The organism is Flexivirga alba, from assembly GCF_042661025.1.
Classification (GTDB): domain Bacteria; phylum Actinomycetota; class Actinomycetes; order Actinomycetales; family Dermatophilaceae; genus Flexivirga; species Flexivirga alba.
Genome location: NZ_JBHSWH010000001.1, coordinates 1578560 through 1591789, shown reverse-complemented (window position 1 = coordinate 1591789; position 13230 = coordinate 1578560). Strand labels below are relative to the sequence as shown.

The following is a 13230-nucleotide window of genomic DNA, read 5'->3' as shown; positions in this document are numbered from 1 at the left end:
CAAGGCTGGCAGGCTTGAGTACGACTACTCAGCGGACCTGGGGATTGTCGGAAACGGACGGGCTGTGGCCATCACCCGGTTCGACCCAAGTGGACGAGCGCTCAGTCGAGTTCGTGCTCGATCGCGTATCGCGTGAGTTCGATCCGGTTGGACAACTGCAACTTGCGCAACGTGGCCTGCACGTGGTTCTCGACCGTGCGGTGGCTGACATCCAGGCGACGTCCAATCTGCTTGGCGCTCAAGCCTTTTGCGACCAGTCGAAGCACTTCGAGCTCGCGCGGCGTGAGGCCGGGCGTCGGCTCCGCGCCAGCAGGCGTGGGCTCGCTCGCCATACGCCGGTATTCGCCGAGTACGAGGCCCGCGAGTCCGGGCGTGAAGACTGCCTGCCCGTCGGCCGTGGCGTTGACCGCTTCGAGCAATTCGGCCGCGGATGCGCTTTTGACGAGATAGCCGCAGGCGCCGGCCTTGACCGCCTGCAGCACGTCATCGCGTTCGGAGGACGCCGACCAGCACGAGCACGTTGGCCTGCGGCGCCACTTCGAGCACGCGAGCGGTCGCCTCGGCGCCGTTGCCGTCGGGCAGTTGCATGTCCATCAGCACGACCTGCGGCTGGGTCGCCCGTGCCCGCGTCGCCGCGGAGGCCACGCTGTCAGCGGTCGCGACGACCGTGAAGCCGGAGCCCTCCAGGTCGCGGCTCACGCCGTCCCGCCACATCGGATGGTCATCGACGACCATCACCGTCGTTCGCTGCGTCTCAGTCACGGGTCTCATCCTGCCGTCTCAGTTGCGGGGAACATGCAGCTCCCACTCGGTGCCGATGTCCGGCCCGGTCTCCAGCAATGCTTCGCCGCCGAGCTCGTTCATCCGTCCGCGGATCGACTTGCTGACTCCCATGCGGCCCTCTTCCAACGCGGCTTCGAGCCGCCCCTCGGGTATGCCGGGCCCGTCGTCGCGGACCGTGAGGACGACCTCGTCGCCCAGGTCCTCCAACAGCAGGAAGGCCCGGGCGTCGGCACCCGCGTGCCGATCGACGTTGTCCAGGATGGTGCGGACCACGGCCACCAACTCGGTCACCGCGGCGCTCGACAGATAGACCGGCTCGGCCGGACCCGAGAACGCGGCCGACGCCGGCAGCACCGCCTGCAGGCGGCTGCGCAGTTCGGTCGATTCGTCGATGCCGGGTATCGCGGCCTGCTCACTGATCAGCATGCGCAGGGCCTCCTCCTGCTCGCCGGCGAGGCGGCCCAGCTCCTCGGCGTCACCGCCGAGATCCGCACCGCGGCGCCGCATCAGGGCCAGCACCTGCAGCGCGCCGTCGTGCACTTCCCGGGCCAGCCGCTCGCGTTCCTTCGTCGCGGCCTGCATCCGGACCGCCGCCGACAGTTCTTGCTGAGCGCGCGACACGATGCGTGCGCCGATCCCGAGAGTCACCCCGACGGTGAGCAGGATCGGAGTGGTGGCATCGGTGACGAAGTTGTGCATCTGCTGCTCGATGCCGAGGCTGAGCAACGAGAAGCCGACACCTGCCGCACCACCGGCTATCGGGCCCCACAGCAGGGCGACCGACACGACGGCATTGGTGATCCAGAACGTCGACGGCAGGCTCTGATGATGGTGGAAGTATTCCGGTCGCACGACCCACACCGTCGAGGCGATCAGCAGCACCGTGATGACAAGCTCCACGATCACCATGGGCGGTCGCGGCAGCAGTTCGAACGCATAAACCAGCCCGCTCACGCCGGACCAGATGACCAGCAGGGCGATCAGCAGCCAGCTGATCAGCGGATGGCTGTATGCCGCGACGCCTGAGCCGGGCGGCGCCTGCGCCCGCACCGACACGATCTGCGCCCCGATCGCGTAGGCGACCGACGCGAACCGGAAGACCTGCGCCCCGCGCCAGAAAGGCAGCGTGGCGTCGGCGTCGATCTGCACCACCACGCGTTCCACGTGCTCGACCGTAGAACACGCAGCTCTCCGGTGCGGCACGATGACGGTATGACGGAGCGACGCACCCTCACCCTGACCGACCCGCGGGCCATCCGCGTGCTGGCCCACGAGGTGCGCCAGCAGTTGTTGGACGAGCTCGGCGGCGGCGAGGTACTCACCGCGACCGAGGCCGCCCGACGTTGTGGGATCACGCCGTCCGCGATGAGCTACCACCTGCGCGCCATGCAGCGCTGGGGCATCGTTGAGCGAGTAGACAGCCAGGACGGCCGCGAGCGGCCGTGGCGGCTCGCCGCCGAGTCCATCAAGATCAGCGACGCCGCCAGCGCGGGAATCCCTGCGAATGTTGCGAATTCACTCCTCGGAACGTTCATCAAACGGGTCACCCGGACCGTGACCGAGATGATCGAGCGTGACAATCCGGAGGATCATGCGTCGATCACCCAGGTTGGTGGCCTCTACCTCACCGACCAGGAGACCGACGAACTCGACCGGGTGGTCAGTGACGCGCTGTCGGGTTTCGAGGATCGGCACGACCCGCACTCTGCGCCACCCGACGCGCACAAGCGGGACATCTACTGGCTCAACTTGCCCCGGGAGTAGCGCTCGCGCACCAGCTCGGCGAGCCGTGGGTCCGCTCCGATCGGTTCGGAGACGACCACGTCATGACGTCGCAGCCGGTCGTGAAAAGCCCCGTGCCCCAACAGGTATGACGCCACCGCCACTCGCCCGCCGGCGGCATCCAGGGCGTCCTGCACGCCCGGCTCGGCGGCAGACAGGAAGGCGGCCGTGACCGGCCCCGACCGCAACTCCGCCAGCAGTTCGGCCTGCCGCCATACAGCCGCGACCCCCGAGGGCCGAGACGACCCAGCGGCGGCCAGCACCACCGGCCCGTCCGGTATGACGCCCGCCGCCAGCAACCGATCCTGCAGGATCGCGGCAAGGATCGGGTGAGGGCCCAACGGCGGTGTCGCTGTTACCAATTCGGACTGCTCGACGGCGCGAGCGATGTCGACCTCGACGTGGTAACCGGTGGAGAGCAGCGCTGGCACAAGCACGGTCCGGCACTGCTGTCGCACCAGCGAATCGACGATCTCCTCCAGCCTGGGTCGCTGCACGTCGACATACGCATCGACGACGTGCACGTCGGGCAACAACTCCGCGACACGGTCCCGCAACCAGGTGACCGTCGCCTGGCCGGACGGGTTGTCCGTGCCGTGCGCCACGACCACGAGGGCGCGGTCAGGACGCTTCGAGGACGGTGAGTCGATAGCCACGTTTGACGACGGTAGTCACCAGTTGCTTGCCGTGTGCGGCATCCCGCAGTCGTGAGATGGCGACTTCGGCGGCGTGCGCGTCGGTGGAGCTGCCGGGCAGCGCTGCGAGGATGCCGGCGCGCGAAACGACCGCGCCATCTGCCTCGGCGAGCACTCGCAGCACGGCGAGCCCGGACGGCGAAAGTGCGATCACCTCGCCGTCGAGCAGCGCCGCCGCGCTGAGCACGCGTAACTCTCCCGCTGCGGTCCGGACCCGCAGTCCGTGGCGGCCGGCAAGGTGCGCGACCAGGGTGCGCACCAGTGCACCCATCCGGAACCGGTCGGGCACGAGCGGCTCGATGCCCGCAGCGCGCAGCGGCGCCGCAGTGGTGTCGCCCACCGCGGCAGCGAGCACGCCCGCAGGGTCGCTGAGTGCGGCGACCACCTCGGCCAGCAGACCCTCGTCGCGGGCCGCCTGGAGGAACGCCGCGGCGCCGGGTGCGGCGGTGAAGGTCACCGCGTCGCACTCGCGGCTCACGACTGCGTGCACTGCTGCGCGCACAGCATCGGGATCGGGCGCCGGACCCCAGCGATAGACCACCAGGGAGCAGACGTCGGCGCCTGTGTCCTGAAACGCTTCGTCCATCCCGTCGGCTCCGGCGCCGTGGTGCTGCACCGCAATTCGCCGGCCGGCCACTCCTTCGGCAAGCAGGAAGTCACGGATCTCGGCGCTCGTCTCGGACTCGGCGACCCAGTCGGCGCTCAACCCCGCAGCCTGTATGGCGCCCCTCGCCTTCGGCCCGCGCGCGACGAGCCGGGCAGCGCCCAGCAGGTCCAGCAACGGCTCGGCGAGACCGGCGGCATCGGCAGCCTCGACCCAGCCGGTGAAACCCACACCCGTGGTGATGATCACCGTATCGGGTGGCTCATCGATGAGCTCCTTTGTCCTGGATAGTAATTCAGCGTCATCGACGTGCGGCACGACGGAGAGTGTCGGCGCGTGGTCAACGGTCGCGCCACGACGTTCGAGCGCGGCGGCCAGCTCGGCGGAGCGGCGCTGCCCGGTCAGGATCACCCGACACCCGCGCAGTTGCTCACTCGACTGATTCATGTCCGTCCCGTCGGTCGCCGAGCACCCTCGTGACATCGCCGATCACGATCACCGCAGGGTTGCCCAGACCTTCGGTGTCCACCCGGTCCGCGATGCGCTCCAGCGAAGCCGAGACCTGGCGTTGCTCCGTCGTCCAGGCACTCTGCACGACGGTCACCGGGGTGTCCGCCGCCTTGCCGCCGCGGATCAACCCCGCACTGAGCTCACGCAACCGGCGCATCCCCATCAGCACCACGATCGTGTGCTGCCACTCGACGAGCGATGGGACGTCGAGCGCGTCGTGTCCGGAGATGACCAGCACGCCACGGGACACACCACGGTGGGTCACCGGCACGTCACCGGCCGCCGGACCTGCGAACGCCGAGGTGACGCCCGGAACGACCTCGACCGGCACGCCCGCCATACGGCAGGCCAGCACCTCTTCGCCGCCGCGGCCGAGCACGAAGGGGTCGCCACCCTTGAGGCGCACCACGAATTTGCCCTTCTTGGCACGCTGCACCAGCAGTGCGTTGATCTCGTCCTGCGGCACCGGGTGGTGATGCGGTGTCTTGCCGACGTCGACGATCTCGACCTCGGGGCCCAGGTCGCGCAGGAGGCCGAGCGGTGCCAGACGGTCGGCGACCACGACATCCGCCTGCTCGAGCGCGCGCAAGCCGCGCACCGTTATCAGGTCCTCGGCGCCCGGTCCCCCGCCGACCAGCACGACGCGGCCGATCGGCGAGTCGGTCTGCCCAGCCGGATCGTTGTTGCTCATCTCGCCACCTCGGAGTCGATCGGGACGTCTGCGTCTGCTGCCGAGGCGGTCACCACCCGGATGGAGCCGACCTCGACATCATCACCATGTAACCGCACCTCCCAGGTGGCGAGCACGACGAGCCGGTCGCTGAGACACCGGCCGTCGCGCAGGTCGTAGACCTGCTTGAACATCGGCGAGGCGATCGTCGGCACCTCGACACCGTCGACGGTGGTCGATCCAACGATGCCTCGCGCCATGACATTGGCGCCACTGACCGGGTCGCGATGACTCACCGCGAAGAGCGAGTCGTCGCCCAGCCGCACGACTGCGACCTGTGCGCCATCGACCAGCACCGCGACCGCACCGTCCTTCGGCACCGCCGCCAGCGCGCACACCGTCGTCCAGCTCATGTGCGCACCTCGATCCGCGCCCCGCTGACGAACACCGGCCGTCGCTGACCCCGCTCGGTCTCGTAGCGCAGGTCGGGATCGGGCACCTCGGCCGCGTTGACGAACGAGGTGAAGCGGGCCAGTTTGACCGGGTCGTCGAGGACTTCGCTCCACTCGTCGCGGTATGACGCCACATGTCCTTCCATCGCCTCGTCCAGATCGGCGGCGATGCCGAGCCCGTCACGCAGCACCACGTCCTGCAGGTGTTCGATACCGCCGGGCAACGCCTCGAGCCACGCAGCGGTCCGCTGCAGTCGGTCGGCGGTGCGAATGTAGTAGCTGAAGAATCGGTCTATCGCCCGGACCAGCCCCTCGTCGTCAAGGTCCTCGGCGAGCAACGTCGCATGCCGCGGGGTGAAGCCGCCGTTCCCGCCGACATACAGGTTCCAGCCCTTCTCGGTCGCGATCACGCCGGCATCCTTGCTGCGCGCTTCCGCGCACTCCCGCGCGCAGCCGGAGACGCCGAGCTTCAGCTTGTGCGGCGACCGCAGGCCGCGGTAGCGCAGCTCCAACCGGATCGCCATCGCGACGGAGTCCTGCACGCCATACCGACACCAGGAGTTGCCGACGCACGACTTCACGGTCCGCAGCGACTTGCCGTAGGCGTGCCCGCACTCGAAGCCGGCCTCGACGAGCTGCTTCCAGATCAGCGGCAGCTGCTCGATCCGCGCACCGAACATGTCGATCCGCTGTCCACCGGTGATCTTCGTGTAGAGGTCGAATTCCTTTGCGATCCGCCCGATTTCGATCAGACCATCGGGTGTCACTTCGCCGCCTGGGATGCGCGGGACGATCGAGTAGGTCCCGTCCTTCTGCAGGTTGGCCAGCATGTGGTCGTTGGTGTCCTGCAACGTGCCGCGGTCGTCGTCGAGGATGTGTCCGGTGCCGAGACTGGCCAGCACAGACGCTATGACGGGCTTGCAGATGTCACAGCCCCGGCCTCGGCCGTGCCGGGCGATGATGTCGCTGAAGGTGCGCAAACCGGTGACCTGGATCGCGTTGAAGAGTTCGGCACGGGTCAGCTCGAAGTGCTCGCACATGCCCTTCGCGATCGCGACACCGGCTTCTTCGAGCGCACTGTCGGTGATCCGCTTGACCAACGGCAGGCACGACCCGCAGGTGGTCCCGGCGCGGGTGCACTCCTTGACCTCACCCACCGAGCAGCAGCCCTGATCGCTCACCGCGCCACGGATCGTGCCCGCGGTCACGTTGTTGCAGGAGCAGACGATCGCGTCGTGCGGGAGGTCGTCGCTCACCGGCGGGCCATCCGTGGCCGGGACCAGGTAGGCGCTCGGGTCGGTGGTGAGGGCCTGCCCGATCATCGGTCGAAGCGCCGCGTATGACGAGGCGTCTCCGACCAGGATCCCGCCGAGCAGGGTGCGGGCGTCGTCGGAGAGCACCAGCTTCTTGTAAACACCCGCGACCGCGTCCGCGTAGGAGACCTCGAGACAACCGGGCTCGGAGCCGAAGGCATCACCGAACGACGCGACGTCCACACCGAGCAGTTTCAGCTTCGTCGAGGAGTCCGCACCCGGGAAGGTCGCGGCACCACCCAGCAGGCGATCGGCGGCAACCTCGGCCATCGTGTAGCCGGGGGCGACCAGGCCCCAGACACGTCCGTCGATGCACGCGACTTCTCCCACCGCGCTGATCCCCGGGTCGCCGGTCAGGCAGGACCCGTCGACCACGACACCGCCGCGTTCACCGACGGAAAGCCCTGCGCCCCGGGCAAGTTCGTCTCGCGGCCGGACCCCGGTCGCGAAGACGACCACGTCTGCCGGCATCGAGGTGCCGTCCGCGAAGCGCATCCCCTCGACCCGTCCGCGACGAGCGCCGAGGACCTTGGCGGTCGCGGTGCTGGTGCGAACGGTCACCCCGAGGCGCTCGATCAGCCGCCGCAGCACTGCTCCTCCCCCGTCGTCGACCTGCAGCGGCATCAGCCGGGACGCGAACTCCACGACGGTGCTCCCGACCCCCAGCGCCTGCAGTGCTCCGGCCGCCTCGAGACCGAGCAACCCGCCGCCGACCACAACTCCACGTAACGGCCGCTCGTGGTCGCCGCGCAGCGTCTCGACATACCCGCGCAGGTCCGCGACGTCGTCGATCGTGCGATAGACGAAGCAGCCACGCAGGTCACGCCCGTCGACAGGCGGCTTTGCGGCATACGATCCGGTCGCGAGAACGAGGTGGTCGAAGTCGACGTTCTCGCCCCGATCGGTCTGCACGTGCCGAGCAGCACGATCGATCGCGGTGACGGTCGTGCCCTTGCGCAGGGTCACCAGCGGGTCCTGCCAGACCTCGCCGCCGAGTTGCAGGCCTTCGGGGTCGCGGCCGGTGAAGTAGGTCGTCAACGCCACCCGGTCGTATGGCGGACGGGGCTCCTCACCGATGACGGTCACGCGGTACCGGTCCGCACTGTCGCGGGCCCGCAGGGCCTCGACGAAGCGGTAGGCGACCATGCCCGCGCCGGCCACCACCACGTGCTGCCCATCGCTCCTGGAAGTCATCAGGTGATCTCCTTGTCTGTCCCGGAAGACGCTACGAGCGCGATGTTTCCGGGGTCGTTTCGTGAATGTTTCGGCTGTGCAACGTCTTTCGCCGGGCTCACGTCGTCCATCCAGGCGAGGAGGCCGCAGACCACCTCGGTGCAGCCGCCGCAACCGGTGGTTGCCCGGGTCCTCGCGGCCACGTCCGACAGCTCGCGCGAGCCGGCCAGGTGGGCGTCGACGATGTCCTTCTTGGTGACGCCGTTGCAGCGACAGACGGTGGCCCTCGAGGGCATCGTCGTCGGGTCGTCGGTGGCGGGAACAGTGGCGCTCGGCAGTGCGTCGAGCAGCAGCAACGCCGGATCGTCGGGCACCGGGGTCTGCCTCTCGTAGGCCGCCGTGAGGTCGGCCGCGACCCGCTTCGCGCCGACACAGCACGCCGCCACCACTCGCTGCTCGAACACCGAAACCTGTACGTGCCTACGGCCTTCCGGATCGCTGAGCGTGACCGTGCGAGCGTGTGCTGGCGGTTCGGGGCCGTCGCCGATCGTGACGACGTCCACCCCGACGGCCTTGAGCTTCACGACCGCGCTCGTATGGCGGGGCGAGGCGGTGTCTTCGGCCCCGCGTCGACCGACGAGTTCCCGGGCGAGCTGATCCGCCTGTGCCCAACCCGGTGCGAGCAGCCCGGTGCAACCCGACGGCGGCTCGGCGCAGTCGCCGATCGCGGCGACGCGTGGATCAGCAGGGCTGCGCAACGCATCGGTCACGATGATGCCGGTGCGCACCGGAAGCCCTGCCTGGACAGCGATTTCGGTGCGCGCCGCGACGCCGACGCTCGCGACGACGAGGTCACTGGGGATCGCACGGCCGTCGCGAAGCCGGACACCGACGAGTTGGTCACCGTCATACCGCAGCGATTCGAGGTCGGCGTCGGTCAGCACTTCGATGCCGGTATCGGCGAGCGTCGCCCGGGCGACCTTGGCTGCCTCGACGGGCAGTTGCCGGTCCATCACCTGACCGCCACGATGCAGAACGTGGACGCCGGCACCGCGAGCGGATAGCCCACAGGCGATCTCGAGGCCCAGTAGGCCGGCACCGACGACGGTCACCCGTCGCGGGTAGGAGCACGCCGCGAGGAGCTCACGGCAGTCGTCGATGGTGCGGAGCACGCGAACACCCTGCCCGGCCGCATCTGGGAGCGGCAGTCGGGCAGCTGCTCCGGTCGCGAGAACCACTGTGTCGTATGCGAATTCCGATCCGTCATCGCAGGTGACCACGCGCCGCTTCCGGTCCAGGTCGGTCGCGTACGTTCCGCGGAGCACGCGCAGCGTCATACCACTGCTCACGGCGGGGGCGGGCAGGGTGAGCCGGCCGAGATCGGCGCGCCCGGCGATGACTTCGCTGAGCAGCAAGCGGTTGTAGGGCCGATGTGGCTCGGCACCGATCACGGTGACGTCGAGCAGCGGCGCTGAGCGGTCGGCGGTGAGCCGGCCCAGCTCGTCCAGCAGCCGGGCAGCAACCATGCCGTGTCCGACGACGACGATGCGGGTCCTCACGACACCACCTCGCGACTCACGCTGACTGCGCAGACCTTGAATTCCGGCATGCCCGAGACAGGATCGGTCGCCGGGTTGGTCACCGCGTTGGCAGCGCCCGCACCCGGGAAGTGGAACGGCATGAAAACCGTGTCGCGCCGGATGTCCCCGGACAGCCGCGCTGCTCCGCACGCACTGCCCCGGGTCGAGGTGACCCGCACGGAGTCGCCCTCCTCGATGCCGAGACGGGCCGCGAGCACCGGGTGCAGTTGAACGAACGGACGCGGCTCGCCACGCATGAGCTCGGTCACGCGTCGGGTTTGCGCGCCGGATTGGTAGTGCTGCAGGACCCGGCCGGTTATCAGGTAGATCGGCGCGTCCGGTCGCACGTCGTCGTCAACCGGTGCGACATCGACGACGATCATCCGAGCCCGACCGTCCGCCGTGGCGAAACGGTCCAGGAAGAGCCGCGGCGTGCCCGGGTGAGCAGGCTCCGGGCACGGCCAGTACAACTCCTCGCCGGTATCGAGCCGGGCCTGGTCCACGCCGGCATAGTCGGCGACGCCACCGCTGCTGGCCAGCGCCAGCTCCTGCAGCACGTCACTCGGGTCGGACGCGAAAGTCACTGGTGCATCGAGTAATTGCGCCAGCTCACGCCAGATGCGCAGCTCGTCGCGCACTCCGCCCGGCGGCTGTATGACGCGTCGGCGACGCAGCACCCGGCCGTCCAGCGAGGTCATGGTGCCGTCTTCCTCTGCCCACTGCGGCACGGGCAGCACGACGTCGGCAAGGCGCACGGTCTCCGACGGGACGAAGTCGGCGACGACCAGCAGGTCCAGCTGCGCCAGCTTCTCGCGCACCCGGTCCGAATCCGGAGCGCTGACTACGGGATTCGCGCCGTGGACGAAGAGCACCCGTGGCCCGCCCGGGCGGCCGATGGCGTCCAACAGCTGCACGGCCGGCAGGCCTGGGCCGGGGATGCTGTCCTCGGGAACTCCCCAGACACCGGCGACATGCCGGCGTGCTGCGGGGTCGGTGATCGATCGGTAGCCGGGCAACTGATCGGCCTTCTGACCGTGCTCCCGACCACCCTGACCGTTGCCCTGACCGGTGATGCAGCCGTAACCGGAGCCGGCCCGGCCGGGTAGACCGAGTGCCAGCGCCAGGTTGATCGCTGCTGTCACTGTGTCGGTGCCATGTGCGTGTTGCTCCGCCCCGCGACCGGTCAACACGTAGGCACCGCTGCCGCCACCGCTGGGGCTCGCGGCGGCGAGAAGGTTTGCGGCACCTCGCAATTCGTCGACCGGCACACCACTGACGCGCTCGACCCGCTCCGGCCACCAGACGGTTGCCGCGTCCCTCACCGCTTCCCAGCCGGTGGCCCGGGCTGCCAGGTAGTCGTCGTCGGTCTGCCCGCCGACGACCACCAGGTGCAACAGGCCGAGCAGTACCGCGATGTCGGTCCCCGGCACCGGCTGCAGATGTATGCCGCCGCCCGACTCGGTGAGGGCAGCGGTCGCCGTGCGGCGCGGATCGACCACGATCAGGCCACCACGACTGCGCACCCCGGAGAGGTGCTGCACGGAAGGAGGCATGGTCTCACTGAGGTTGCTGCCGACCAGCAGAACGGCGCCGGCGCCGGCCAGGTCGGTCAGCGGGAACGGCAACCCGCGGTCCAGGCCGAAGGCGCGGTTACCGGCGGCGGCAGCGGACGACATACAGAAACGGCCGTTGTAGTCGATGCGCGAGGTGCCCAGCGCGACTCGAGCGAATTTGCCCACTGTGTAGGCCTTTTCGTTCGTCAGACCGCCTCCGCCGAACACCGCGACCGCGTCTGGACCGGCAGCTGCTTGTGCGCTGCGAACCGCCGCGACGATCCGTGAATACGCCTCTTCCCAGGTCGCTGCGACGAGATCGCCGCGGTCGTCACGGACCAAGGGTGTCGTGATGCGGTCCGGTGTCCGGAGCAGCTCCGCTGCCGTCCAGCCCTTCTGGCAGAGGCCGCCACGATTGGTCGGGAAGTCGCGCGGCTCGAGCGTGACGTCGCCGGATTCCGTTGTCCCCATGCGGATTCCGCACTGCAGAGCGCAATAGGGACAGCGGGTGTCGACTTTCGTCATACAGTCACCCCGCCGGGACGCCGGCGACCGTAGACGGCCCACGTCACGGCGGCCATCAGCACGTAGCAGGCCAGGATGCACCACAGGGCGGGGACAATCGTGCCGGTCGGATGCGCCGCGCCCTTGGTCATCGATTTCGACAGGGCAAACACCTGCGGGATCACGAAGCCGCCATACGCCCCGATCGCGCCAACGATGCCGATGGCACCAGCGGCGACTTTCCGAGCGGTCGCCCGTGAGGCCGGAGACTCACCGCCGACAGTCGCCGCGAAGACGGCGGGGATCATCCGATAGATCGAGCCGTTGCCAATGCCGGTGAAGAGAAACATCCACAGGAACGCCGCCATGAACCAGCCGAAGTTCTTGTCCTGCAAGGCAATCGCGACACCTGCGGCGCCGAGCGCCATGGCGCCGAAGCTCAACACGGTCACCCGCCAGCCACCGACACGGTCGGCGATGATGCCGCCCAACGGTCGCGCCATCGACCCTACGAAAGCGCCGAGGAAGGCGAGCGTCATACCGGCGCCCAGCAGCACGTACGTCCCGCGGCCCGGGAACGAGTCGTTCAGCAGCTTGGGGAAGACACCGGCGAAACCGATGAACGACCCGAACGTGCCGAAGTAGACGAACGACAGGATCCAGGTGTGGGCCGATCGGGTTGCGACTGCGTAGGTTCCGGGCTCCGATCGCGCTTCGGTGAGATTGTCCATACGCAGCCACGCGCCGACCGCCGCCAGCAGAACCAACGGCACGAAGACCCAGCCGACCACCGGCAGATTGGGCCGTGCAGTCCCGAAACCGGCACCCACCGTGACAATGATCGGCGCGGCGAACTGCACCGCGGCAGTGCCGAGATTCCCTCCGGCCGCGTTGATCCCGAGTGCCTTGCCCTTCTCCGAATCGCGGTAGAAGAACGAGATGTTGGTCATCGAGGACGCGAAGTTGCCGCCGCCTAAGCCGGCGAGCGCCGCCATCGCGAGTAGGACCGGGAAGCCTGCGTGCTGCCCGATGGCGACGGCGAGGCCGACTGTGGGCAGCAGGAGCAGCAGTGCGGAGACCACCGTCCAGTTGCGACCGCCCAGCCGAGGGACCATGAAGGAGTATGGAATTCGCAGGGTGGCACCGACCAGAGTCGGAATCGAGATGAGCCAGAACTGCTGGGAGTCTGAGATCGCCGCAGCGCCGGTGTAGCCGTACTTGGGTAGCAACGGCACCACGATGCTCCAGATGGCGAAGACACCGAACCCGAGGAACTCGGCATACACCGAGAAGCCGAGGTTGCGTCGCGCGGTCGCCCGGCCGAACTCCGCCCACTGCGAAGGGTTTTCGGGATCCCACCCGGAGATCCACCGCCCCTTGCCGACCACCGGCCGACCTGTGGCCGCAGCCTCTTGTCCTTCGACCGCACGATCTGTCGCGAGCGCCATCTCCACCTCCGTGTGCCAAGTCCCCGGGTGGGGCTATGGCACACGAACGTAGGTACGGGATGTTTCGCCGAGCGGTGCTGCCGTGTTACCTGCTCGTCACGGCTAGCTCACCGGACTGTGGACAACGATGAGAGGTTCGAGGCAACTCCGCGCCATCGCGCAG

General features: G+C 68.7%; 12 protein-coding genes. 1 reads left to right on the top strand and 11 read right to left on the bottom strand.

The genetic code is table 11. The features are described from left to right. Window positions 1-101: 101 nt before the first annotated feature. Genes ACFQDH_RS07720 through macS form a run of 3 tightly spaced genes read right to left on the bottom strand, consistent with a single transcriptional unit; the run spans window position 102 to window position 1947 of the window. A complete protein-coding gene (locus ACFQDH_RS07720; protein ID WP_382400043.1) occupies window positions 102-482 on the bottom strand; it encodes a LuxR C-terminal-related transcriptional regulator in 381 nt (126 codons plus the stop codon). Between the two features lies 1 nt (window position 483). After that, window positions 484-762, bottom strand: coding sequence for a response regulator (locus ACFQDH_RS07715; protein ID WP_382400041.1), 279 nt, complete (start codon window positions 760-762; stop codon window positions 484-486). A gap of 18 nt (window positions 763-780) precedes the next feature. Next, window positions 781-1947, bottom strand: coding sequence for a MacS family sensor histidine kinase (macS, locus tag ACFQDH_RS07710; RefSeq protein ID WP_382400039.1), 1167 nt, complete (start codon window positions 1945-1947; stop codon window positions 781-783). Between the two features lie 48 nt (window positions 1948-1995). On the opposite strand from macS, the gene ACFQDH_RS07705 reads away from it, so the two are divergent. Further along, window positions 1996-2547, top strand: a complete 552-nt coding sequence (locus ACFQDH_RS07705; RefSeq protein ID WP_382400037.1) for an ArsR/SmtB family transcription factor — start codon at window positions 1996-1998, stop codon at window positions 2545-2547. Here the strand turns inward: ACFQDH_RS07705 and ACFQDH_RS07700 are convergent. From ACFQDH_RS07700 to ACFQDH_RS07665, 8 genes are read right to left on the bottom strand one after another with little or no spacing between them, the layout of a single operon-like run. Beyond that, window positions 2520-3221 carry a sirohydrochlorin chelatase gene (locus ACFQDH_RS07700; protein ID WP_382400035.1) on the bottom strand — a complete coding sequence of 234 codons (702 nt, stop codon included), beginning with the start codon at window positions 3219-3221 and terminating at the stop codon, window positions 2520-2522. The genes ACFQDH_RS07705 and ACFQDH_RS07700 overlap by 28 nt on opposite strands. Then, window positions 3187-4311 carry a uroporphyrinogen-III synthase gene (locus tag ACFQDH_RS07695; RefSeq protein ID WP_382400033.1) on the bottom strand — a complete coding sequence of 375 codons (1125 nt, stop codon included), beginning with the start codon at window positions 4309-4311 and terminating at the stop codon, window positions 3187-3189. The genes ACFQDH_RS07700 and ACFQDH_RS07695 overlap by 35 nt, the downstream gene beginning before the upstream one ends. After that, complete coding sequence (gene cobA, locus ACFQDH_RS07690) at window positions 4295-5065, bottom strand: uroporphyrinogen-III C-methyltransferase (protein WP_382400032.1); 771 nt, start codon at window positions 5063-5065, stop codon at window positions 4295-4297. The genes ACFQDH_RS07695 and cobA overlap by 17 nt, the downstream gene beginning before the upstream one ends. Continuing rightward, on the bottom strand, window positions 5062-5457 hold the full coding sequence (gene nirD / locus ACFQDH_RS07685; RefSeq protein WP_382400030.1) for a nitrite reductase small subunit NirD: 396 nt from the start codon (window positions 5455-5457) through the stop codon (window positions 5062-5064). Before nirD ends, cobA begins: the two co-directional genes overlap by 4 nt. After that, complete coding sequence (gene nirB, locus ACFQDH_RS07680) at window positions 5454-8003, bottom strand: nitrite reductase large subunit NirB (RefSeq protein ID WP_382400028.1); 2550 nt, start codon at window positions 8001-8003, stop codon at window positions 5454-5456. Before nirB ends, nirD begins: the two co-directional genes overlap by 4 nt. Further along, window positions 8003-9541 (bottom strand): FAD-dependent oxidoreductase, encoded by a 1539-nt coding sequence (locus tag ACFQDH_RS07675; RefSeq protein WP_382400026.1) that lies wholly within the window; start codon window positions 9539-9541, stop codon window positions 8003-8005. The genes nirB and ACFQDH_RS07675 overlap by 1 nt, the downstream gene beginning before the upstream one ends. Continuing rightward, window positions 9538-11640 (bottom strand): molybdopterin oxidoreductase family protein, encoded by a 2103-nt coding sequence (locus ACFQDH_RS07670; protein WP_382400024.1) that lies wholly within the window; start codon window positions 11638-11640, stop codon window positions 9538-9540. The genes ACFQDH_RS07675 and ACFQDH_RS07670 overlap by 4 nt, the downstream gene beginning before the upstream one ends. After that, a complete protein-coding gene (locus tag ACFQDH_RS07665; RefSeq protein WP_382400022.1) occupies window positions 11637-13067 on the bottom strand; it encodes an MFS transporter in 1431 nt (476 codons plus the stop codon). Before ACFQDH_RS07665 ends, ACFQDH_RS07670 begins: the two co-directional genes overlap by 4 nt. Between the last annotated feature and the right edge of the window lie 163 nt (window positions 13068-13230).